This is a genomic window from Bacillus sp. ILBB4 (assembly GCF_035064545.1).
Lineage (GTDB): Bacteria > Bacillota > Bacilli > Bacillales > Bacillaceae_H > Priestia.
Genome location: NZ_JAIQVD010000007.1, coordinates 97,446 through 119,373, shown reverse-complemented (window position 1 = coordinate 119,373; position 21,928 = coordinate 97,446). Strand labels below are relative to the sequence as shown.

The following is a 21,928-nucleotide window of genomic DNA, read 5'->3' as shown; positions in this document are numbered from 1 at the left end:
CAAAATTTATTATACTCCTTCAAAAATTGTTTCGAAAGACCTTTATAGGAGGATTTCCACTTCAAGCAAAAAAGCGCTAGTTTTTCTAGCGCTTTTTCCTTTGTTCATTCTTTATCTTTTTTAAACTGCTCACATTTTGCTTCTAGGTCATCAATCATTGTAATCAAACGGTCAATGTCTTCTAGATCTGTGTTTTCAGGCTCCATAGAGTCTAATACGTGTACAAACATATTTAAACGATCCTTTAAATAACGTACTTGTGAATCTTTATCTCGAACGGCGTTTCCCATTTTAAACCCTCCTGATATAGCTTTTCATTCGTATTTCTTTATATCCTAACGAATACTTTCATATTTGACAACTAAAAGCAATAAAATCCATAATAGTCACTGGTGTCCGTTTTGAATGAGACGTATAATTTAGTCTAGCAGGACGGACCGTGAGATGCTTTCATAACCATTTCACTTTACGGAAAAATAAAAGGAGTTTTTTTATGGCCACTTTACAACGAATTACCCCGGAGTTCGATCCGTGGGAAGCGTATTTAGATATGAAACAATACGGCAAACCGACGCTCACAAACGTTGAATTTACAACAACGACGCTTTGTAATATGCGATGTGAGCACTGCGCGGTTGGATATACACTGCAGCCAAAAGACCCAAACGCACTGCCGCTTGATTTAATTTTAAAACGTCTCGATGAAATTCCAACTCTTCGAGCGTTAAGCATTACCGGCGGAGAGCCGATGATGTCTCTATCTTCTGTGAAAAATTATGTGGTGCCTTTATTAAAGTATGCACATGAACGAGGTGTCCGTACACAGATTAATTCAAATTTAACATTAGATCTTGCTCGTTACGAACAAATCATTCCTTATTTAGATGTTTTACATATTTCTCACAACTGGGGAACGATGGACGATTTTGTGGAAGCTGGCTTTGCAATGATGGAGCGAAAGCCTACTTATGAGCAGCGCGCCAAATATTTCGACCGTATGATTGAAAACAGCCGCGCGCTTGTAAAAGCGGGTGTAACCGTATCAGCTGAAACGATGTTAAATAAACGTACGCTTCCTCACATGGAAAAGATTCATCGTCAAATTGTTGATGAAATGCTTTGTCAGCGTCACGAAGTACACCCTATGTATCCAAGTGACTTTGCTAGCACTCTAGAAACATTATCTCTTCCTGAAATGCGTAAAGCTATTCATCACCTTCTTGATATTCGAGATGAAAATGTGTGGATGCTATTCGGCACGCTGCCGTTTTATGCATGCAGTAATAATGAGGAAGACTTATCGCTTTTACAGCGCTTGTATAGCAGTAAAAATGTAACCGTTCGAAACGATCCAGACGGTCGCTCTCGCCTAAATGTAAATATTTTCGACGGAGATATTATCGTAACGGATTTTGGTGATACGCCTCCTCTTGGCAACATTCAAGATACAAAGCTTACAGACGCTTTTGATATGTGGCAGCAAAGCACGATTTCTAAAGAACTTAGCTGTCATTGTTCAGCAGTGTCTTGTTTAGGACCTAATATTTTGGTAAAAAACAGCTATTATCAAGATACTGATTTTAGCAAACTCCAAGCGAGCATTACAAAATAACAAAAAAGAGATTCCATCGTGGGAATCTCTTTTTTGTTATCTCGGCTGGTCATAAGCTCCAAAGCTTAAGGAAACATAATCTTGTACTGGAATCCATGCTCCAATTCCTTGAGACGTTACATTTCTCACCACAATTAAGCGCTTGCTGCCTTTTACTGTAACATACACTTCTCCATATGTTACTTTTCCCTTTTCACTTACAGCAGGCGTATACGCATACAGATAACCTACTTTTTTAGGAGCTACGTTATAGACCTGGTCTTTTTTCGTTCCGGCACCTACAAACGTTTGAAATGATAAAGTGAGCTTTGTTTTTTTAGCTGCTTCAATTAGCATCATTTGTTTAACATGATCAGGCTGAGGCACTTTTGCTGTTAATCCGCCTTTTACATGACTTTGATTTTCCTGACTGTACATCATTTTGTACTGAGTTTTTCCTGCTCTGTTATCATAATGATTTGTATTGATTCGCTGGTGCTGCCAGTTAACGTTTGTTTCTGTTGATTCGTAATTTAATGGCCACTGTCCTAAAAAGATGGTTGCTCTGAAACCAATTGCCCATGGAGTTTTAGAAATGTTTGATTCATTTAATATACGAATTAAATCAGGGTTTTCAATTTTTACATTTGATGTTTCAATGAGCTCTTTTGTAAACTCACTCGGCTGCAAATATGGCGTGTCTTGACTAGCATTTGGATAGGTATTTTCTTTTGAAATATTTAAAGCTGAAGAAGGCACGTTGATGGTAGGCTGAGCTGTTTTAGCAATGGCGATCTTCGTTGAACATGAAAATGAAATACTGATGGTAAACACAAATAAAAGCAATTTACGTAACATCTAGAAACTCCTTTCAACATCGTTAATGAATGCAACCATAGTTTTTTCAAACATCCCCTGTTTTATCCTGAATACCGAAAGGGAAATTCTTCTATTCAATCACACAAAAAGAAACGTTCACATAAAGTGAACGTTTCTTTTTTAAATAAGATAAAAACCCATTCCCATAATAATATAAGCACCTAAAAGAGTTGCGCCTTCAAACCAGTTTGTATCTCCGTCATTAGAAATCGCAATGGTTAAAAATACAGCTGTTACCATCGCAATCAACTCAGGCCAAGTAAAAACAAGGGACATTTGGTTTTCGAACATTAGCGAAACAAGTACTAATATCGGTGCTACAAACATCGCTACTTGTAAAGTTGATCCAACAGCAATTTCAACAGCTACACCCATGCGATTTTTAACGGCCATAATAATAGCGGAAGCATGCTCTGCCGCGTTCCCAACAATCGCTACAATGATGACCCCTATGAACAGCTCACTCCAGCCAAAGCTTTCCGATACAATTTCGATTGTGCTAACCAAGCTTTCGGATACGTAAGCTACAGCTAACGTAGACAAAAAGAGAACAGTAATCGCTTTCCACATTGACCACTCTGGCTCCTCATGTTCTTCCACTTCTTCACTTTTATGCTGATACACGCCTCGATGCGTTACCAACTTAAAAAATAACGCCGCTAAGTACAAGATGATGAGAATAATGGAGATTCCGACACTCAGGGACATGGTCTTCGCTTCGTTCATTTCGCTAGCAAACACTTCAGGAATAACAAACGCAACGATAACGGCAAAGATCAATAATCCAGAATTATGTCTTGCATCATAGACATTAAATTCTTGACGCTTAAATTTTAATCCCCCGATGAAGAATGAAAGACCGCCTACAAGAAGAAGATTTCCTAATACAGAACCGGTTAACGATGCAAGCACCACCGCTGTAAGGCCTTCTTTCAGAGCAAAAATAGAAATAATTAATTCTACAGCGTTACCAAACGTAGCGTTTAATAGTCCGCCTATTCGAGGACCAGCTACAACAGCTAAACTCTCTGTTGCTCTCCCCATAAAAGCTGCGAGGGCAATGATTGTTAAACAGTAAATAATAAACATAAGAACATCTGACCAGTGCATCATGTGCCCAATAACAGATAGCGGCACCCCAAGAATAACCGCTATAAGAAAAATCCGATTGATCATCGATATGTACACCTACCTTATTCATTTTTTGACAACAAAATCAATCATATCAAATTAATGGAATTTGTATAGACTCACCGTCAATGTTAGTATTTTTAACCTATTTTTATAAATGATAAACCCTTAATTGATTTTTGATTAAGATAGTTAAAAATCAGCCAAACTACCAAGGGTAAAAAGATATAATAAGGAGTGAAAAAATGAGCAATAATGATGTAAAAAATCAAATTTTATCCGTACTGGATGACTATACAATTGGAACGTTAGCTACAATTCAAGATGGAAAGCCTTATTCACGCTTTATGATGTTTTTTCATGAAGATCTTGTGCTCTACACCGCCACCAATAAAGATACCCATAAAGTCGAAGAACTAGAAAAAAACCCTTATGTTCATATTTTGTTAGGCTATGATGGGCAAGGTTGGAGTGATCCGTATGTAGAGGTAGAAGCCAAAGTAAATGTAGAAACAAACGAAGAATTAAAAAAGAAATTTTGGAATGAAAAGTTAAAAGAGTGGATTAAAATTCCAGATGACCCAAATTATTTACTTCTTCAGCTGACTCCTGAACGCATGCGCTATTTTGATAAAGCCGGCAGCAAACCGAAGGAAATATGAGATTGAGACGTAGCTAAGTCCATTCCATCTAAAGACAAACAAATGGGAGCAAAGAGCTAAACCGCTTGTAATAACACCATAAAAAATCCGAACGAGTTTGATTCATCGTTCGGATCTTCTTCAACTAAAATACTTTTGTCCCAACCTCATTTAATTTCGAAGGTTTCTGTCACTTCAATACTGTCAATAACCGACTGTAGCATCGAACAATTTTTTCGTGCTAGCTCAATTGATTTTTCAATTTTGTCTAATGGAAGCTCTTCTCCTGTAATGACATAGTGCAAATGAATTTTTTCGATTCGCCCCGCTTTTTCATCATTTCGCGTCACACCAGCTTGGATGCGTAAATCAGAAAAAGCAATTCTTTTTTTCTCTAGAATCTTTCTTAACACGCCTCCGCTGCAAACAGCAATGGACGATGTCATTAGCTGATACGGACGAAAGCCATACTCTTCATCTCCGGCGATATGTAGCTCTCCATAAGGAAGATTTGTTGTAAATCCCGCCTTTTTTTTCATGTTAAATTCCATTTCCTTCACTCCTTTACTTCATTATAAACCGCTTTTTATATAACCAACTACTCTCAATACGGATACTTGTTACACCGTCACCATAAAAAGATCCGAACGATGAATCGAGATTCTCCATCAAGAATCTCGATTCATCGTTCGGATCTTCCTTCAGCTAACATAATTTTGTCTCAGCCTTTTTTATGACTCCGTATTAAATTAATTTTCCAGCGCGAATATCATTCGTCATTCCTTCATAAGGGGCTTGAGCTACAACTTCCTCATTATTTTCTCCGACATTTTTGATAAATGTAATGTCAGCAAATTCCGGAACCACATATTTCGGGTACGTTTCATATTTCTCACGAGACTCATGCATTAAATCGAGATGATCATTTTGATAGCACACGGTAATTTCAGGATGTTCATGTACCCATTTTGGGAAGAAAATAATGCCGTGCATCCGTTTTTCATGAGGCATAAAGTTCAAAGATACATCTGTTCCAGTCGGTTCAGTCCACGATACTTTATATACACCTTCTGTTAACTTCACAATATCTACTTTTTGGTCACGAACCCATCGTCCTGCCACCATTCCGCTATGAATACGGTAATCGATTGTATTTTCGTTTTTGATATAAATTTCATATTCCCATCCGTTTTCGTATGTGTAAATCATATGATTTCCAATAAACTTTTCCATTTTTATATCGCTCCTTTGATTTATAACACTTCGTATATGTCTGACACAACGCGATCTAAGTGTCTCACAGCAGTGCCTAGAAAAACGCAGTTGTGTAAGCGTTTATATTTTGCACTTCCTGTATGACCAATGACACTCGTTGCACCGACATTGATTGTGAATGTCGCTATTTTCTTAAGCACTGTTTGTATCCTAGCGATCGCCTTTTGAATGTAAATTAAAACATGTAACTATTTACATGTTTTATTCTACTTTCCTTATAAAAAGATGTCAAATTAACAGCACAGCACGTCTACATCCTTGTCAATAAAGCGTTTTCCTTGTACGATGAAACAGTTAGATTGACAAAATATAGATAAAAAGAGGTTGAATGCTATGAGTGCTACTCATAAACAACGTTTCTGGATTTTAGTTAGCCTTGTCGCCATTTCTGGATTCAGCCAAGGTATGCTGCTGCCTTTAATTGCTATTATTTTTGAGAAAGACGGTCTTTCTTCTACTATAAACGGATTAAACGCAACTGGATTGTACCTAGGCATTTTATTTATTTCTCCTTTCATGGAAGCCCCGCTTCGCAGATACGGATATAAACCAATTATCGCAGCAGGCGGACTTTTAGTTATTGTATCTTTAGCTTTGTTTCCCCTGTGGAAATCTGTTGTTTTTTGGTTTGTGCTCCGTTTATTTATTGGAATAGGAGATCACGCGCTGCACTTTGGTACTCAAACGTGGATTACATCGTCTTCACCTGCTGATAAACGAGGTCGAAACATTTCATTGTACGGGCTTTTTTTCGGTATTGGTTTTGCTGTTGGCCCTTTAATGACGCCGTTAATTGAAATTAATCAAGCGCTTCCTTTTATGATTTCTTCAGCTCTCTGCCTCATAACGTGGGTGTTTTTATTTTTGATAAAAAATGAATTTCCCCTACAGGAAGTGGAGGTTAATTCATTAAAAGAAACGGCTAAGCGATTTTCTAAGGCGGCTAAGTATGCTTGGATTGCTTTTTTGCCGCCTTTTGGATATGGATTTTTAGAATCATCACTGAACGGAAGCTTTCCTGTATATGGCTTACGAATTGGTTTGCAAGTAGAGTTTATTTCACTGCTGCTGACTTCCTTTGCAGTTGGAGCTATTGTATTTCAGCTTCCTCTGGGAATACTGAGCGATAAATTTGGGCGGAAATTGGTATTAGGATGGATTTTATCAATTGGAGCCGTTACGTTTTTTACAGCAAGCCTCTTGGAAGAGACCGCTATTCCATTAGTAGCCTGTTTATTTATAGCTGGCATGGTTGTAGGCTCGACGTTCAGTTTAGGAATCAGCTATATGACGGATTTGATTCCTGCTCGTCTACTGCCTACAGGTAATTTACTATGCGGCATTGCTTTTAGTATCGGAAGCCTTGCCGGCCCTTACATAGGCGGCACGTTTATTCAGTTCTTTCACCATATCAGCTTTTTTAATATTATTAGCGGGATGCTTGGCTTTATTTTTATTATTCTTTTTGTATTCGGACAAAAGATGCCTAGGCCACAAAAAACAAGCGAGAACCTATAGGTTCTCGCTTGTTTTTTAAACTTTTAGCGTTCGATGCTGAAGAGCTGATTTTTCAATTTGTATCGTGGTATGCTCAATGCCGCAGTGATCATGTACTAAATCGATGGCTTTTTGCAAAATTTGCTGACTATCTTTTTCATCTTCTACGCGCATATGACAGCTCAATGAGTCCAGTCCTGAAGTAATCGTCCAAATGTGTAAATCATGCACATCTTTGACTCCTTCAATGTTTTCAAGAAGGTTTTTTATTTCACTGTGATCTACCCCTTCAGGAGAGCCTTCCATCAAAATATGAACGCTATGAGCAAGCACGCCCCAAGCGCTTTTTAAAATTAATACAGACACAACTACAGAAATAATAGGATCAGCAATATACCATCCAAACAGCATCATAAGAAATCCCGCTACAATAGCTCCAATAGATCCTAAAGCATCTCCCAATACGTGTAAGTAAGCGCTGCGTAAATTTACATTTCCTTTTACATCGCCTTGTCTCATAAGTGACCAGGCGCTGATTAAATTAGCGAGTAAACCAACGGTAGCAATCAGCATCATGCTGCCGCTTGCTACAGACTGCGGCTCTAATACGCGCTGATAGGCTTCATAGATGATAAATCCTGCTATTACAAACAGTGCCACTCCATTAAAAAGAGCCGCTAATATTTCAAAACGATAATAACCGTACGTTTTTTTAGCCGATGCAGCTCGATTAGCAAACCATATCGCTACAAGGCTAAGAGCAAGTGAGCTTGTATCAGAAAGCATGTGTCCGCTATCCGATAATAACGCTAAACTATTTGTAAAAAGCCCTCCAACAAACTCAAGAACCATAATACCGGCTGTGATAATGAGTGCAATTAACAGACCTTTTTTGTTGCCTTCACGCTGTGTATCAAAATGGTGATGGTGACCATGATGGTGGTGATGATCATGACTCATGCAAAGCCCCTCCTTTTACTCGTTATGTGCGCATTCTACGTGCTGAATTACTTGATGCAGTATTCCGACCACGTGTTCATCATCATACGTATAGAAATACGTATTCCCTTCACGGCGATATTTTACTAAACGTAAATGGCGCAAGTGAGTCAACTGATGTGAAATAGCTGATTGTGAAACACCAAGCACTTCAACCATATGACCGACTGAACACTCTTCTTGAAATAGTAAATAAAGAATTTTCATTCTCGTAGGATCTGAAATAGCTTTTAGTATTCTTGACGCTTCTTCTACTATTTGAGGCGATAAAAACGAATGTTCATCTTTTTTCATAACATCTCTCCGTTCATTATATGCAAGTATATGAGCATATGTTCATATATAAATTATAAAACACCTTTTTCTATATAGTCAATTATTTACGTCTTTCTAAATTTTTTTGCCTATTTTTAAAAAAAATCCACACAAAATACTTTTTCTGTTATATAATACAATTAAATATAATAAACTGTATTAAAACAGATGGAGAGGAGAATAATAAATGAGCAGACAAGAACGCAAAAACATGATTACATTTATTGAAACAATGAAGGGGATTGACCGTGAAACCTTAATGTACATGACGGATGCCGATATCGAGCACATTTACACTTCCGCTTATAAATATTATGAAGAACATTTAGATATGTAGTACGTTTTTTACAGAATGCAGACGTCCAGCTGCATTCTGTTTTTATTTTTTAGGCGTTAGTCGTTACCTCCTTGCTTGTTCCGTGCTATACTATACTAAATATCCCAATTTAAAAGAGAAGAACTGAAAAAATGTGCTGCTATCGCTGAGATGGCAGCTTTCGTGTTTTTTTAGGGGTAATGATTGTGATTATTCTTCTCAATTATCGTTCAAGGAGGATTTGTATGGAAAATGCGTTACCTAAAAAACAAGAACAAACGCCTCAAACATCTTCTGCTGTCAACGTATTAAAAACACATGGTGAACTCATTGCTGCACTGTTAAGCGGCGTGCTGATTTTAGCCGGCTGGCTGCTGTCAAAACAGCACGATACTGCTGTATCTATTACGCTCTTTGTATTAGCTTACGTGATAGGCGGATTTGCTAAAGCAAAAGAAGGTATTGAAGAAACGATTGAAAATAAAGAATTGAATGTCGAAATGTTAATGATTATTGCAGCCATTGGAGCGGCTGTAATTGGCTACTGGACAGAAGGTGCTATGCTTATTTTCATTTTTGCATTAAGCGGTGCATTAGAAACGTACACCATGAATAAAAGCAACCGAGAAATTAGCGCCTTGATGAATTTACAGCCGCAAGAAGCAACGCGTCTGATTGGAGATCAAGAAGAAATTGTATCCATTTCGGATTTACAAATCGGTGACTTGCTGCTGGTTAAGCCGGGTGAACGAGTGCCATCCGATGGTATTGTTGTCTCAGGTCAAACAACGATTGATCAGGCTGCTATTACAGGGGAATCTGTTCCTGTACTAAAACAGCTCGATGATGAAGTATTCGCGGGCACGGTGAATGTGAAAGGCGCCATTACCATTAAAATGACAAAGCCAAGTGCTGAGACGCTGTTTCAAAAGATCATTCAACTTGTTCAAACGGCTCAAAGTGAAAAGTCGCCTTCTCAATTGTTTATTGAACGATTTGAAGGCACATACGTAAAAATTGTTCTATCGGTTGTGGCAGTTATGCTATTTCTCCCACACTATGTGCTTGGATGGAGCTGGACCGAGACATTTTACCGTGCAATGATTCTCTTAGTTGTAGCGTCTCCTTGCGCTCTGGTTGCATCTATCACCCCTGCTTCGCTTTCTGCTATTTCAAACGGAGCAAAAAAAGGAATTTTGTTCAAAGGCGGCGTGCATTTGGAAAGGTTAAGCCATTTAAGCGCAATTGCTTTTGATAAAACAGGAACGTTAACAAAAGGAAAGCCAGAAGTAACAAATGTCATTGTCCGTTCTGATATGAACGAACAGGAATTTCTTGTTAAAATCGCATCAATTGAACGTCAGTCCAATCATCCGCTTGCTCAATCCATTGTTGAATTTGTGAAAAATAAGCAGGAATTGACGCTCGTTCAGCCAGATTCGCTTGAAGACGTTCCCGGATATGGTGTCATTGGGTCTCTTCAAGGAGATACGTGGAAGATAGGAAAAGCAGATTTTGTAGGTAAAGAAGATGCAGCTGAATTTGAAAATGGGATTTCATCTACGCTTGCCAGTGAAGGAAAAACGATTGTGTACGCAAAAGACCAGCATGGTATTGTGGGATTGCTTGCGCTAAAAGACGTTGTAAGAACAGAAGCTGTAGACGCTGTTAAATCTCTTAAAGAGCAGGGCATTCATACCGTCATGATTACAGGAGACAGCGAAAAAACAGCCGAAGCCATTTCAAAAGAATGTGCAGTCGATGAATACATTGCAGAATGTTTGCCTGAAGCGAAAGTAGATAAAATTAAAGCGTTAAAAGAAAAATTCCCTACCGTTTCAATGGTGGGAGATGGCATTAACGATGCACCTGCTCTGGCTACTGCTAACGTTGGAGTAGCCATGGGAGAAGGAACGGATGTGGCACTTGAAACAGCGGATATCGTTTTAATGAAAAATGATCTATCAAAAATTTCGGATGCAGTAGCTCTTTCCAGACGGATGAACTCAATTGTGAAACAAAACGTTATTTTTTCTATTGCCGTCATCTTTTTATTAATTTGTTCGAATTTTTTCCAAGTACTTGATATGCCATTTGGCGTTATAGGTCACGAAGGCAGCACCATTTTAGTTATCTTAAACGGCCTTCGCTTGCTAAAATCTTAACGCAAAAAAGCCTAACGTATTTGTTAGGCTTTTTATTATGAAAATCAATGCCTTAATGGTAACCGTTTTGTCCATTTTGGCTGTTGCTTGTTTTATGCTTCGGCTGGCTCTTTTTATTTTGCTTTGTATTGCTTCCGTCTTTTTTTGTATGCTTTGTCATGATGTAAAACCTCCCTTTCACTTTGTTAGTATGCTCATTATCTTGCGAATGATTTCATCCCAATTTGTGACTATGAAGATTTGACTCGACGGTCGTAGAAAATAGCGTTAATTTCTCCTCCAATAACGATAATCATCCCCGATAGGTACAGCCAAATAAGCAGGATAATAATTCCACCCAAGCTTCCATATGTAGCTGTATAGTTATTGAAATGATTTACGTAATAAGCAAATAGCATCGATACCACTGTCCAGCCGACCGTAGCAAAAGCCGCTCCTTTTACAACATTTCGAATCAGCAGCTTTTTATTAGGAGCAAAGTAATATAACCCCGTAAAAACAGTAAACAAAATGAGGCCGCTGATAATCCAGCGGGAAGCAGACCATAAAGCGAGAAAAGTTTCTGAAAACCCAAACGTAGACGATAAATAAAGGCCAATCATATGACCGAAAACAGGAAGTAAAAGCGCTACAATAATAACAAATATCATCGCAAAAGTAAGGAGAACTGCCATACCTCTCGCCACTAAAAAAGGCCGATTTTCTTGTACGTGATACGCTCGGTTAAATGCTCTTACGATCGCATTAATTCCATTTGAAGCAGACCACATCGTGGCAATGATACCAAAGGACAATAGCTTTTCATTATGAGAACCAATGATATGGGAAACGTTGCTTTCAATCATGTGCAGCGTTTGCTGTGGCGCTACATTTTCGACCAAGTCAAGCAGGTCTGTTGATTCCAATGGCAAAAATCCAATCAGCGTAATTAAGAAAATTAAAAAAGGAAATAGCGAGAGCAGCAAATAATAAGCCAATTCAGCTGATAAACTGGGCAGCTCATCTCGATGAATGCGGCCCATCAGTTCTTTGCCAAACCTTACGATGTTATTCATGTACATTCCAGCCATATGTGCCTCCTTATTTATTTTTGTTCATCACCATACTTCTCCACAAATGCTTCTTTTGTATCGTTTACAATTTCCATCACCTGAGGCGTTGTTTCTTTTAACTTTTCTACTTTTCCTGCTACAAATGATACATCTTCAGAAACTTGCTCGATGGTCGTACGGATGGTTTCATATTTCTCTTTGACAGTATCCGTTACAAGTTCAGGGTGCTGAATAAGAGTTGTTGTTTTGTCTTTCAGTTTTTTACTTCCTTGAATGACGGAGCTTCTTGTTTCTTTATCAAATAAAGAAACAGCTCCTCCTATAATTGCTCCAATGACAATACCTTCTACTAGCTTATTTCGTTTACCCATTTGTCGTTTCTCCTCCGTTTTTTATTTTTTAAGTATCGCTTATTCCGAGAAATGCTTCTCTATAATTTCGTCTAAAAGAGCCTTGCATCCTTCTTGAACTAAGTCATATACTTCGTCAAAATTTCCCGTGAAATAAGGATCAGGCACATCTTCAATATGTAAATCGGGCACAAAATCCAAAAGCCTTGCAATATAACCTGTTTTAGTATGTCCAGCCATCCTTCTCAGGTTTCCTACATTTTCGACATCCATTCCAATAATATAATGGAATTTAGCTACATCCTCTTGAATCACTTGTCTTGCTGTTTGCCCTTTAAAATCAATGTTGTTTTTCGTTAAAATAGATTGCGTCCCTTCATGAGGAGGATTGCCTTTGTGCCAGCCTCCTGTGCCTGCAGAATCTACGTGAATTTGCCCTTCTAGCCCTTTTTTCTTCACCATATCTTTAAAGACCGCTTCTGCCATGGGTGAACGACAAATATTTCCCAAACAAACGAATAATACGTTAATCATAGTCTCGACTCCTTTCCCTTATTACAAACATTATATACAATCATTTTTAAACTAAAAAATAGTTTTCTTTTATTTATATCGTTTCCACTCTTCTGTGGATAAGAACCTGACATAAAAGTGTTCACACGATAAAAACATGTTACAATAAAAAAAACGCAACTGGAAGGATGAACAAAGTGGATTTATCAGTAAAATCTCCAGAGAATATTAAACATATGGTCGATAGCATTAGTGAAAAACTGCGCATGCTAAATATCGGAGCAATTAAAGCTGAAGCTTTTGACGAAGAAATGTATGAAGACTTAAAGTACTTATACGATATGGTAATGAGAAAAGATTCTTTTAGCCCAAGTGAAATGCAAGCAATCGCGGAAGAATTAGGTACACTGCGTAAACAAGCTTAATGACAACTCCGTCAATGACTAATAGCCATTGACGGTTTTTTCTGCATTTTTTTCTATACATGAATGCTGCACCTTTTAGCGAGCAAATAAGAGTTAAATCGTTTACATACACATAGATGAAATATTCCTAAAAATCTTTCTTTTTTATTAGGAATTGACGTTTTTATTATTTGTCTATAGAATGTATCGAAATACCTAAAGCTCGTATAGTCTTGGAAATAGGGTCCAAGAGTTTCTACCGAACTACCGTAAATAGTTGGACTACGAGGGTTGAACATCATTCATACTGCATTTTTATTCTTCTTTATGTTCTCCCTTACATAGTCCTTCATTGTTATTCAGTTATACAATGAGAGGAGTCACATTCATGTCAAATACAAAAACAATCTTAAAAAAACAGCTTGCTGTTGCCAATAAAAAAATACCTGCAGATCTTGTAGTGAAAAACGGGAAAATTATCGATGTCTTTACGCTTTCCATCATTGAAGCCGATATTGCGATTGCTGATGGAGTGATTGTTGGAATAGGTCAATACGATGGGAATAACGTCGTGGATGCAAAAGGAAAATACATTTCTCCTACATTCATTGATGGACACGTTCACATTGAATCATCAATGGTTACACCTAAAGAGTTCTCAAAACTTCTTGTACCTAGAGGCGTCACAACTGTCGTAACGGACCCTCATGAAATTGCGAATGTTTCAGGGAAATCTGGCATTGAGTTTATGCTTCAAAACTCGGATTCCATTCCTTTAGACGTATTTGTGAACTTACCTTCAAGCGTGCCGGCAACTCCTTTTGAAAGCTCTGGAGCCGTCTTAAAAGCAGCTGACTTAGCGCCATTTTTCTCTCACCCTCGCGTGCTTGGATTAGCAGAAGTGATGGATTTCCCTGCTGTGCGAGATGGCGATGACGATATGCTCGATAAATTACAAGCAGCTAACGATGCAAACGGCGTAATTGATGGGCACGGCTCAGGGCTAGATGCTACGGGCGTTAATATTTATCGTACCGCTGATATTTCAACAGATCATGAATGCGTAACAGCAGAAGAAGCAATTGAACGTATTCAGCGCGGGATGTATGTTCTGATCCGCCAAGGTTCTGTTGCTAAAGATTTGAAACAACTATTACCTGCTGTAAATGAACGTAACGCGCGCAGATTTTTATTCTGTACCGATGACAAACACCTAGATGATTTATTAACGGAAGGTTCTATTGATTACAATGTTCGTTTTGCTATTGAACTCGGGCTGGATCCGCTAATTGCGATTCAAATGGCTTCGTTAAATGCCGCTGAATGCTACGGGTTAAAAGATAGAGGTGCGGTTGCTCCTGGTTACAAAGCGGATTTTATTCTATTAGACGACTTAACCGATATATCTGCAGCACATGTCTATCAAAACGGAGAGCTTATTGCTGAAAATGGAGAGATGCTTTCTGTTCAAGAAGAACAAATTGATCTTCCAACAGAACTAATGAATTCTGTTCAGCTCAAAGAGTTTTCCATTAAAAAACTTACGATACCACTTCAGCACAATCGCGCTAATATTATTGAAATTAATCCAAACAGCCTGATTACAAATCATATTGTAGAAGAAGTTCAAGTGAAGCAAAACGAATTTCAGTCTTCTGTAGAAAACGATCAGCTAAAAATGGCTGTTGTTGAGCGTCATCATCTAACAGGGAATATTGGTCTTGGGATTGTAAAAGGTTTTCAGTTAAAAGACGGAGCGATTGCTACCACGATTGCTCATGATTCACATAATATCGTAGCCGTAGGAACAAATGATGAAGATTTAGCAAAAGCAATTGCGGCAATTGAAGAAATCGGCGGAGGTATTGTTATTGTAAAAGGCAATGAAGTGATTGGCTCCCTCCCTCTTTCCATTGGAGGATTAATGTCACCTCACCCTTACAATGAAGTAAACAGCTTACTTAAGCAGCTTCACGGGGCTCTTCATGAGCTTGATATTTCACAGAAATTCAACCCGCTGCTGACATTATCTTTCTTAAGCTTGCCTGTTATCCCATGTCTAAAATTAACCGACAAAGGATTATTTAACGTAAAAGAATTTAAGCATATCACCGTTCAAGCATAAAATAAAAAAGACTCTTTCGAGTCCTTTTTATTTATATCCTTTAGACGGCGTAGTTCGAGTTTTACGATTTTTATAATGACGATATCCTTCTTTTAAAAGGATAGGAAAAACAGCGACTAGAATTTTTTTTAATATACGTCCCAATTTAAGGCACTCCTTTACGTGTTCTTACTTTACTATACCCAAATTGGACAGCTAAAAACGCAAAAAAAGAGCAGGTATATCCTGCTCTTTTTGTATTACTTACCGATAAATTGTTGAGTCCAGTACGTAGTATCACCTTTTACGTATCCAACACCAATTTCAGTGAAATCAGGGTTTAGAATGTTTTTGCGGTGACCGTCACTATTCATCCAAGCATTCATTACATCTTCAGGAGATTGCTGACCTTTTGCAATGTTTTCACCTGCAGTTGTATATTCAATGCCGAATTGTTTCATCATATCAAATGGTGAACCATATGTTGGTGAATTGTGGTCAAAGTACCCTTTGTCCATCATATCTTTTGATTTAGTGCGTGCAACGTCACTTAATTTTTTGTTAAGTGTTAGAGGTTTTAAACCTTGTTTTTCACGCTCTTGGTTCACTAAATCTACGACCTTTTGTTCGAATTGACTAGCATCTTTTGTTTGTTCTGCTTTATCAGTATTTTCTGATTGTTGAGCTTTTGTGTTTTGCTGTGTTTGCTCTGGAGCTTTTGCTTCTTCACTTTGCTCTGGTGCTTGTGCTTGTTCCTGTGGAGCTGCTTCAGCTTGCTCTGGTGCTTGTGTTTCTTGTTGTGGAGCTGCTGCTTGAGCAGATTGTCCTTGAGCGTTAAATTTCTTTAATAGCTCATCTACATTTATATTTTGTGCTGCTTGAGCATCTTTAATGTTAATTTGTTTTGGAGTGTTGCAATCAGGAGCTGCTGCATTTGCTTGTCCTGCTGTTAGTAATCCTAATGATACGGCACCTGCGACAGTGGCAATACGAAACCTTTTCTTCATGTTTGAAATCCTCCTATGTGATAATAAAGTTTTTTTGTAAAACCGCAACGCATCTAAGCTTGTAGCAAGCCAATCTCGTGATGCACCCTCATTGTTGCATGAAAACTATGAAACTCGCAACGTCTTTTAAGCTACCAAAATTATACTTTCATTTATGTAAAAAATATTTCGATTGTGTTACGTGGCCTCTATCTATTGATAGTAAAAGGTTTTCATATTCTTTTAGAAACCGCTTCATCCAATGCAGTAATATAACTGTAAATTCCTCGTCAAAATCGTTACATACAAAAAAGGCGACAGCAGAGTGGTAAACCACCCTTTTATCGCCTTTTACAGAAAGTTTTACTAATATTATTTACTTACTTTAAGACATTTACTGATTCACGTACGAATGCTTCCATATCGTCTGGTGTACGGCTTGTAACTAGTTGATTACCGCATACCACCACTTCTTTATCATGGAAGTTTGCACCTGCATTTTTCAAATCAATAGCAATTGATTTGAAACCAGTTACGTCACGTCCTTTTAATGTTTCAGCATTGATTAGCAGCTGTGGTCCATGACAGATAGCCATAACCGGTTTGCCTTCATCCATAAATGATTTTGTGAAAGCTACGACTTGATCGTCCGCACGCAAGATATCTGGTGAGAAACCTCCCGGTAAAAACAATGCGTCAAAATCTTCTGGTTTTACATCCGCAATTGCTTTATCAATTGTTAATGTTGTTTCGCCTTGTTTACCTGTTACTTCACCTGTTTTAACATCGATTTTTGTTAGCGTATGGCCTTCTTCTTCAAAGGCTTTGGCTGGATCTGTATATTCCACATCTTCAAATAAATCTGTTACTAGTACTGCAATTTTCTTACTCATTCTAAGCAACTCCTTAATTGATTTGTGTACTAATGTTCTATAAATAAAATACCCGTACACTATTCTTTTAAACATAGTTTATGGGTAAAAAACTTTTCTACAATAATCAAAAACCACATTGAAGATTTTTATAAAGAAGAAATTCAAAACAAATTAAATGTCTGGAACGTCGTCTCTTCTGGAACTGGGTACACGTCTCTCCCTGCAATCACGTTCAGAATACGCTGATTGCGCTGAACGGATAAACCAAGATTTGTTGCGCCAGATCCATGTGAATGTTCAATATTGGTTAACGTAAAAAAGTGGTGGTTACGGGGTTGATTAAAGACAAGCCGGTAATCTTTTGTGACTTTAAAACGCTTGTCATCTTCCCATTCGATATCATCTTTTATTCGTTCGATGAACGGCGAAATTTTTGGCTTATAGCCCGTGGACAATATCAAACGATCCGCTTCGTATTGAAAAGAGCGTTCAGCCTTTAATTGTTTGCACTCCAGCTCATATCCATTTCCTTTTTTATGAATATCACTTACTTCAGTGGAAGCTTGAATCGTAACTGGTACTTTTCCTTTAAGTGAACGATGATAAAGTAAATCATAGATTTTCGTTAAAGTAGAAGATTCAATTCCGTGACGTAAAGGATTTAAATCTTCTACCGTGCTTGTACGTTCCTCAAAAGACAGCGAATGAAAGTAATTTACATAGTCTGGCGAAAATAACTCTTGAGCAAGCTTGGATTGATCAAGCTGAAAAAAATTCGAGGATCTTGTAAACCATGTAAGGTGGTAATGATGTTCAGTCTGTTCTTCTAGTAAATCAAGAAAAATCTCTGCAGCACTTTGCCCTGAACCAACGATCGTTACATGCTTTCCTTTTTGAATCTCTTCTTTTTTATGTAAATAGCCGCTGCTGTGTAAAATATGCTCATTCAGCTTTTCTTCAAAAGCCGGAGGCACAAGTGGAATGCTTCCTGTCCCCATTACAACGTGTTTAGCATTTACCGTTTGAATTCCCTCAGGTGTTTCTATCTTCACTTCATAATACTCTTCTTCATTTTTTGGTATCACGTCCACAACTTTTGAAGAAAAGTGGCAGGAAGATAGCTGCTCCGCTACCCATTTTGCGTACTCGTTGTATTCTTGACGCGGAATGTCAAAACGATTAAAGAAAAAGAACGGATACAAGCGTTTTTGCCTGTGAATATAATTTAGAAAAGAATAGGGGCTTGTTGGATCCGCAAATGTAACTAAGTCTGCTAGAAACGGAATCTGCAAGTCCGTGCCGTCAATTAACATGCCCGGATGCCATTCAAATTTCTCTTCTTTATCAAAGAAGACGGCATCAATTTCATCAAGAGGCTCAGCAAGGGCCGCTAAGCCTAAATTAAAAGGTCCTATTCCTATTCCCACCATGTCATACTGCTTATTTGTCATCTTTAAACTCCCTTTCATAAAAAAAGCTAACAGTATTGTCTACTGTTAGCTTTTTACCCTTTTTCCATACATTTATGCGGAAGGAGTCATACTCATTTTCGGGCCAAACGATTCATACATGATATTTTCTTTGGAAATACCCATTTCAGCTAGGCCTTCTAACAACATTTGCGTAAATGAAGAAGATCCACAAACATAATAATATGCATGTTTATCGGCGGCATATTTAGCTAGCTCTTTTTTAGTTAAGCGACCATACGTTATATGTTCATCATGCTGTTCTGTTTGCGCTTGACTATAGAAAACGTATTGTTCAAACGTATATGTCTCTGACAACGATTGAAGCTCTTGTTTCATTGCATGAAACTGCTCATTTTTAGCACTGTGAATAAATGTTACTTCTTGATTGTTTTCCAGTGCTTGATGAAGCATTGACATCATTGGAGTAATTCCTACACCTCCGCTGATAAATACTGATTTACTATTTTCTTTTAAGACAAAATCTCCTGCTGGAACGCTGACTTCAAGCAAGTCTCCTTCTTTCAATTGGTCATGTAAATAAGTTGACACAACCCCGTCTTCCATTTGCTTTTCTTTCTTCACCGTAATTTTATAATATGGTTGGTTTGGATAGCCAGATAAGCTGTACTGACGAATGGATAAATACTCTTGACCAGGAATTCGTACACTCACATACTGACCTGGCAGAAAAGCAGGCAGCGCTTTTTGATCAGGTGATATTAAATAAAACGAGTACACGTCTTCTGCTTCTTTTACTTTTTTATGAACCATTAGTTTTTTATAATCTTTCCATCCTTTTTCTTCGGCTTCTTCATATAATTCTTGCTCCACACTTATGAATACATCCGCAATGGCACCGTATGCTTCTTTCCAAGCTTCGATAATCTCATCGGTCGCAGCTTCTTTTAAAACATCTTTAATTGCTTTTAATAAGAACTCTCCGACAATTGGATAGTGCTCTGCTTTTACGCCGATACTGCGGTGTTTATGAGCGATTTGCTTTACAACTGGAAGCAGCGTTTCAAGCCGATCGATGTACTGCGCAGCGGCATAAACTGTATTAGCTAACGCCATTTGCTGACGTCCTGTTTTTTGATTTGTTTGGTTAAATACATTTTTTAAAGAAGGATACTGTTCAAAAAGCATCTCATAAAAACGAGTGGTAATTGCTTGACCATGCTTTTCTAAAACAGGAACTGTACTTTTTACAATAGAAATAGTTGTTTGTTTCATAACTTTCGCCTCCGAAAGATTCATTTTTAAAAGATATATTTTTAATACATCTTTATAATACTCACATCTAACTCAAAAAGATATATTTTATATACATTTTTAAAGAAATGTTCACAAATTCGCCTCGTCAAAAATGTGAACATTCTTTCTGTATTTCTTAGATATAGACATGCTATTATAGATATATAAGCTGCTGGTAAGAGAAGAGGTAAAAAGATGAGGCTCACACAATATACAGATTACTCACTGCGAGTTTTATTATATTTAGGCGTTCGCGATAATAATAAACTAAGCAATATAAAAGAAATTGCTGAAGCGTATAATATTTCAAAAAACCATCTTATGAAAATCATTCACGAGCTTGGAAAACTTGGCTTAATTGAAACGATCCGAGGACGAAACGGCGGTATTCGTTTAGCTCAGCTTCCAAAAGACATTAATATCGGAAAAGTGGTACGTCAAACAGAAGAAGATTTTCATATCGTGGAATGTTTTGACCGTGAAGGAAACTTCTGCATTATTAGCCCCGTCTGTAAGTTAAAAAGTGTTTTACATGAAGCCATGCAAGCCTTCATTAAGGTATTAGATCAATATACGCTAGAAGATCTAATTCAAAATAAAGATGAATTAAACCTCCTCCTTCTATCTCAAAAAAACGAGGAATGAGTAAACTAAAATTCATTTGAAATCATTCTCGTTTTTTTAACCTTTTTCCCTTTCATCATAAAATAAAAGATGTTACAATGAGGCACGTATTGGAAAGACAAGATGTCTCCATTCGAGCAGACAATGAACCTCATTCTGTTCATCCTAAAAAAATGACGAAAGGGTGTTTAAGTATGCACGTAGGAAGCAAAGGTTGGTATGTTGAGGAACTTAAGAAACGAGGAGTTCGCAACCACGAAGGCCGCAAAGTAGAAAAGTACAAAACATATGTACTTGCTAACTTGCTTGATAAACACAAAAATTAATTAACGTGTAATAAGAGAGTACAAATGCGTACTCTCTTTTTTGTTCATTTAATAAGCAGTGTCTTGATAAAAATAATTTGGTGATAATACTTTATTTTTATAAGGCTTATGAAAAATATGCGTGGTAGCTGGCGAAACCGGCGGGATCAACCACGTCCAGTTCCCAGTCACTTCGCGGCCATTTTTTTGCTCTCTTTCTTCAAACAAGTGAAATTGCTGAGCAGCGGTGTGATGATCTACAATGCTAACTCCTTCTCGTTTAAAAGAAGAAAGCACTGCAACATTTAATTCAACAAGAGCTTTGTCCTTCCAAAGCGTCGCGTTGTAATCCATGTTCAATCCCATCATAGAAGCTATTTTTGGAAGTTGATTATAGCGATACGTATCCGCTAAATTTCGCGCCCCAATCTCAGTCCCCATGTACCATCCATTAAACGGTGCCGCGACGTAATCAATCCCTCCAATTTCTAGCTTCATATCTGAAATCATCGGGACAGCGTACCATTTTAACTGTAAGTCTTCAAATTCAGGAAGTTCTGGATGCGTAATAGCTACTTCTTTCACTAAATGTTTTGGAATCTCAAAACATCGAGGTGACTCTTCATTAACTTGCAGTACCAGAGGAAGAACATCAAAGTGAGTTCTCTCACCTTCCCACCCTAAATTTTGGCAAACCTCCGTGAACGCAATAGAATCAGGATCTCCTACCATACCGTATTCCGTCTCATATCCAGCATAGCGGATTAGCTGATGATTCCATATTCTAACCGGCTCTTTTGCTTTCATTTTCGGTTTAAACACCGTAATAGTAGGCCGGATTTTCCCGTCATTTGTTGCATATTCAATATGGTGAAAAAGCGCGTCTCTTACCTCTTCAACTGTGCTTGCCTCTCGCTTATCAAATACATTAAGCGATTGCCAAAATAACCGTCCGATACATTTATTGCTGTTTCTCCAAGCCATACGAGCTCCGTGCTCTATCTCTTCAAATGTATGATCATAATGTCCGAGTGACATAATTTGCTGATGGATTTCTTTTAACCGCTTGTTTTTATCCGCTTCGCTTTTTTCAAGTTCAGCGTAACACGTCTCTATAAATACACGTGCTTGTTCAAATAATTCTTCTTGCTTCAACGTTTGTTCCCCCCTAGAAGAACAG

At 37.9% G+C, this 21,928-nt stretch carries 25 protein-coding genes and 1 riboswitch; of the genes, 9 read left to right on the top strand and 16 right to left on the bottom strand.

The features are described 5' to 3' along the window. Positions 1-104 precede the first annotated feature (104 nt). Complete coding sequence (locus LAV82_RS24520; RefSeq protein ID WP_013081532.1) at positions 105-290, bottom strand: SE1561 family protein; 186 nt, start codon at positions 288-290, stop codon at positions 105-107. 203 nt (positions 291-493) lie between these two features. On the opposite strand from LAV82_RS24520, the gene yfkAB reads away from it, so the two are divergent. After that, positions 494-1,612 carry a radical SAM/CxCxxxxC motif protein YfkAB gene (gene yfkAB, locus LAV82_RS24515; RefSeq protein ID WP_013081531.1) on the top strand — a complete coding sequence of 373 codons (1,119 nt, stop codon included), beginning with the start codon at positions 494-496 and terminating at the stop codon, positions 1,610-1,612. 36 nt (positions 1,613-1,648) lie between these two features. On the opposite strand, the gene LAV82_RS24510 is transcribed toward yfkAB, so the two are convergent. Together LAV82_RS24510 and cax are read right to left on the bottom strand one after the other, a co-directional pair. Beyond that, entirely contained in the window at positions 1,649-2,449 is an 801-nt protein-coding gene (locus tag LAV82_RS24510; RefSeq protein WP_499717147.1) for a YfkD family protein, read from the bottom strand. A 141-nt stretch (positions 2,450-2,590) separates the two neighbouring features. After that, positions 2,591-3,646, bottom strand: coding sequence for a calcium/proton exchanger (gene cax / locus LAV82_RS24505; RefSeq protein ID WP_211078860.1), 1,056 nt, complete (start codon positions 3,644-3,646; stop codon positions 2,591-2,593). A 200-nt stretch (positions 3,647-3,846) separates the two neighbouring features. Here cax and LAV82_RS24500 point away from each other — a divergent pair, with 200 nt between their 5' ends. Beyond that, complete coding sequence (locus LAV82_RS24500; RefSeq protein WP_328255465.1) at positions 3,847-4,263, top strand: pyridoxamine 5'-phosphate oxidase family protein; 417 nt, start codon at positions 3,847-3,849, stop codon at positions 4,261-4,263. A gap of 146 nt (positions 4,264-4,409) precedes the next feature. On the opposite strand, the gene LAV82_RS24495 is transcribed toward LAV82_RS24500, so the two are convergent. The 3 genes from LAV82_RS24495 to LAV82_RS24485 form a co-directional block, all read right to left on the bottom strand. Beyond that, positions 4,410-4,793, bottom strand: coding sequence for an OsmC family protein (locus LAV82_RS24495; RefSeq protein ID WP_328255466.1), 384 nt, complete (start codon positions 4,791-4,793; stop codon positions 4,410-4,412). 193 nt (positions 4,794-4,986) lie between these two features. Continuing rightward, positions 4,987-5,475: a phenolic acid decarboxylase gene (padC, locus tag LAV82_RS24490; protein WP_328255978.1), complete on the bottom strand. Its 489-nt coding sequence runs from the start codon at positions 5,473-5,475 to the stop codon at positions 4,987-4,989. Positions 5,476-5,495: 20 nt separating this feature from the next. Next, a complete protein-coding gene (locus LAV82_RS24485) occupies positions 5,496-5,657 on the bottom strand; it encodes a hypothetical protein (protein ID WP_328255979.1) in 162 nt (53 codons plus the stop codon). Positions 5,658-5,850: 193 nt separating this feature from the next. Here LAV82_RS24485 and LAV82_RS24480 point away from each other — a divergent pair, with 193 nt between their 5' ends. Next, positions 5,851-7,035, top strand: coding sequence for an MFS transporter (locus LAV82_RS24480; protein WP_499717146.1), 1,185 nt, complete (start codon positions 5,851-5,853; stop codon positions 7,033-7,035). Between the two features lie 15 nt (positions 7,036-7,050). Here LAV82_RS24480 and LAV82_RS24475 read toward each other — a convergent pair whose 3' ends face one another. Continuing rightward, positions 7,051-7,974, bottom strand: a complete 924-nt coding sequence (locus tag LAV82_RS24475) for a cation diffusion facilitator family transporter (protein WP_029324576.1) — start codon at positions 7,972-7,974, stop codon at positions 7,051-7,053. A 15-nt stretch (positions 7,975-7,989) separates the two neighbouring features. Then, positions 7,990-8,307, bottom strand: a complete 318-nt coding sequence (locus tag LAV82_RS24470; protein WP_013055133.1) for an ArsR/SmtB family transcription factor — start codon at positions 8,305-8,307, stop codon at positions 7,990-7,992. Positions 8,308-8,515: 208 nt separating this feature from the next. Between LAV82_RS24470 and LAV82_RS24465 the strand changes: the two genes are divergently transcribed. Together LAV82_RS24465 and LAV82_RS24460 are read left to right on the top strand one after the other, a co-directional pair. Continuing rightward, positions 8,516-8,665, top strand: a complete 150-nt coding sequence (locus LAV82_RS24465; protein ID WP_013055132.1) for a BH0509 family protein — start codon at positions 8,516-8,518, stop codon at positions 8,663-8,665. Positions 8,666-8,889: 224 nt separating this feature from the next. Then, a complete protein-coding gene (locus tag LAV82_RS24460; RefSeq protein ID WP_499717145.1) occupies positions 8,890-10,809 on the top strand; it encodes a heavy metal translocating P-type ATPase in 1,920 nt (639 codons plus the stop codon). 230 nt (positions 10,810-11,039) lie between these two features. Here LAV82_RS24460 and LAV82_RS24455 read toward each other — a convergent pair whose 3' ends face one another. From LAV82_RS24455 to LAV82_RS24445, 3 genes are read right to left on the bottom strand one after another with little or no spacing between them, the layout of a single operon-like run. Further along, the gene (locus LAV82_RS24455; protein ID WP_013055130.1) at positions 11,040-11,879 is read right to left on the bottom strand and encodes a YihY/virulence factor BrkB family protein; all 840 of its coding nucleotides are present in this window, start codon (positions 11,877-11,879) and stop codon (positions 11,040-11,042) included. Positions 11,880-11,893: 14 nt separating this feature from the next. Then, positions 11,894-12,232, bottom strand: coding sequence for a hypothetical protein (locus LAV82_RS24450; RefSeq protein WP_013055129.1), 339 nt, complete (start codon positions 12,230-12,232; stop codon positions 11,894-11,896). Between the two features lie 39 nt (positions 12,233-12,271). Next, positions 12,272-12,745 (bottom strand): low molecular weight protein-tyrosine-phosphatase, encoded by a 474-nt coding sequence (locus LAV82_RS24445; protein WP_013055128.1) that lies wholly within the window; start codon positions 12,743-12,745, stop codon positions 12,272-12,274. A 176-nt stretch (positions 12,746-12,921) separates the two neighbouring features. Here LAV82_RS24445 and LAV82_RS24440 point away from each other — a divergent pair, with 176 nt between their 5' ends. Beyond that, positions 12,922-13,149, top strand: coding sequence for a DUF1128 domain-containing protein (locus LAV82_RS24440; protein WP_013055127.1), 228 nt, complete (start codon positions 12,922-12,924; stop codon positions 13,147-13,149). Positions 13,150-13,331: 182 nt separating this feature from the next. Further along, positions 13,332-13,433: riboswitch (purine riboswitch) on the top strand. 83 nt (positions 13,434-13,516) lie between these two features. Next, positions 13,517-15,253, top strand: coding sequence for an adenine deaminase (ade, locus tag LAV82_RS24435; RefSeq protein ID WP_211078855.1), 1,737 nt, complete (start codon positions 13,517-13,519; stop codon positions 15,251-15,253). A 239-nt stretch (positions 15,254-15,492) separates the two neighbouring features. Here the strand turns inward: ade and LAV82_RS24430 are convergent, their stop codons facing one another. From LAV82_RS24430 to hmpA, 4 genes are all read right to left on the bottom strand, one after another. Next, complete coding sequence (locus tag LAV82_RS24430) at positions 15,493-16,239, bottom strand: CAP domain-containing protein (protein ID WP_013055125.1); 747 nt, start codon at positions 16,237-16,239, stop codon at positions 15,493-15,495. Between the two features lie 359 nt (positions 16,240-16,598). Beyond that, positions 16,599-17,111: a type 1 glutamine amidotransferase domain-containing protein gene (locus LAV82_RS24425; protein WP_013081517.1), complete on the bottom strand. Its 513-nt coding sequence runs from the start codon at positions 17,109-17,111 to the stop codon at positions 16,599-16,601. A gap of 143 nt (positions 17,112-17,254) precedes the next feature. After that, positions 17,255-18,544 (bottom strand): SidA/IucD/PvdA family monooxygenase, encoded by a 1,290-nt coding sequence (locus LAV82_RS24420; RefSeq protein WP_328255173.1) that lies wholly within the window; start codon positions 18,542-18,544, stop codon positions 17,255-17,257. 72 nt (positions 18,545-18,616) lie between these two features. Beyond that, a complete protein-coding gene (gene hmpA / locus LAV82_RS24415) occupies positions 18,617-19,798 on the bottom strand; it encodes an NO-inducible flavohemoprotein (RefSeq protein ID WP_328255174.1) in 1,182 nt (393 codons plus the stop codon). A 216-nt stretch (positions 19,799-20,014) separates the two neighbouring features. On the opposite strand from hmpA, the gene LAV82_RS24410 reads away from it, so the two are divergent. Both LAV82_RS24410 and LAV82_RS24405 read left to right on the top strand, forming a co-directional pair. After that, positions 20,015-20,464: an Rrf2 family transcriptional regulator gene (locus LAV82_RS24410; RefSeq protein ID WP_028410145.1), complete on the top strand. Its 450-nt coding sequence runs from the start codon at positions 20,015-20,017 to the stop codon at positions 20,462-20,464. 173 nt (positions 20,465-20,637) lie between these two features. Then, positions 20,638-20,769: a YflJ family protein gene (locus LAV82_RS24405; protein ID WP_016762840.1), complete on the top strand. Its 132-nt coding sequence runs from the start codon at positions 20,638-20,640 to the stop codon at positions 20,767-20,769. Positions 20,770-20,817: 48 nt separating this feature from the next. Here LAV82_RS24405 and LAV82_RS24400 read toward each other — a convergent pair whose 3' ends face one another. After that, positions 20,818-21,903, bottom strand: a complete 1,086-nt coding sequence (locus LAV82_RS24400; protein WP_328128425.1) for a nitric oxide synthase oxygenase — start codon at positions 21,901-21,903, stop codon at positions 20,818-20,820. Positions 21,904-21,928 lie beyond the last annotated feature (25 nt).

Coding starts and splice junctions, on each gene's coding strand:
- LAV82_RS24520 (WP_013081532.1), bottom strand. CDS start 290: ATGGGAAACGCCGTTCGAGATAAAGATTCACAAGTACGTTATTTAAAG.
- LAV82_RS24425 (WP_013081517.1), bottom strand. CDS start 17,111: ATGAGTAAGAAAATTGCAGTACTAGTAACAGATTTATTTGAAGATGTG.
- LAV82_RS24450 (WP_013055129.1), bottom strand. CDS start 12,232: ATGGGTAAACGAAATAAGCTAGTAGAAGGTATTGTCATTGGAGCAATT.
- LAV82_RS24500 (WP_328255465.1), top strand. CDS start 3,847: ATGAGCAATAATGATGTAAAAAATCAAATTTTATCCGTACTGGATGAC.
- LAV82_RS24445 (WP_013055128.1), bottom strand. CDS start 12,745: ATGATTAACGTATTATTCGTTTGTTTGGGAAATATTTGTCGTTCACCC.
- LAV82_RS24410 (WP_028410145.1), top strand. CDS start 20,015: ATGAGGCTCACACAATATACAGATTACTCACTGCGAGTTTTATTATAT.
- LAV82_RS24430 (WP_013055125.1), bottom strand. CDS start 16,239: ATGAAGAAAAGGTTTCGTATTGCCACTGTCGCAGGTGCCGTATCATTA.
- yfkAB (WP_013081531.1), top strand. CDS start 494: ATGGCCACTTTACAACGAATTACCCCGGAGTTCGATCCGTGGGAAGCG.
- LAV82_RS24455 (WP_013055130.1), bottom strand. CDS start 11,879: ATGGCTGGAATGTACATGAATAACATCGTAAGGTTTGGCAAAGAACTG.
- LAV82_RS24420 (WP_328255173.1), bottom strand. CDS start 18,544: ATGACAAATAAGCAGTATGACATGGTGGGAATAGGAATAGGACCTTTT.
- LAV82_RS24495 (WP_328255466.1), bottom strand. CDS start 4,793: ATGGAATTTAACATGAAAAAAAAGGCGGGATTTACAACAAATCTTCCT.
- LAV82_RS24510 (WP_499717147.1), bottom strand. CDS start 2,449: ATGTTACGTAAATTGCTTTTATTTGTGTTTACCATCAGTATTTCATTT.
- LAV82_RS24465 (WP_013055132.1), top strand. CDS start 8,516: ATGAGCAGACAAGAACGCAAAAACATGATTACATTTATTGAAACAATG.
- LAV82_RS24475 (WP_029324576.1), bottom strand. CDS start 7,974: ATGAGTCATGATCATCACCACCATCATGGTCACCATCACCATTTTGAT.
- LAV82_RS24460 (WP_499717145.1), top strand. CDS start 8,890: ATGGAAAATGCGTTACCTAAAAAACAAGAACAAACGCCTCAAACATCT.
- padC (WP_328255978.1), bottom strand. CDS start 5,475: ATGGAAAAGTTTATTGGAAATCATATGATTTACACATACGAAAACGGA.
- ade (WP_211078855.1), top strand. CDS start 13,517: ATGTCAAATACAAAAACAATCTTAAAAAAACAGCTTGCTGTTGCCAAT.
- hmpA (WP_328255174.1), bottom strand. CDS start 19,798: ATGAAACAAACAACTATTTCTATTGTAAAAAGTACAGTTCCTGTTTTA.
- LAV82_RS24405 (WP_016762840.1), top strand. CDS start 20,638: ATGCACGTAGGAAGCAAAGGTTGGTATGTTGAGGAACTTAAGAAACGA.
- LAV82_RS24480 (WP_499717146.1), top strand. CDS start 5,851: ATGAGTGCTACTCATAAACAACGTTTCTGGATTTTAGTTAGCCTTGTC.
- LAV82_RS24470 (WP_013055133.1), bottom strand. CDS start 8,307: ATGAAAAAAGATGAACATTCGTTTTTATCGCCTCAAATAGTAGAAGAA.
- cax (WP_211078860.1), bottom strand. CDS start 3,646: ATGATCAATCGGATTTTTCTTATAGCGGTTATTCTTGGGGTGCCGCTA.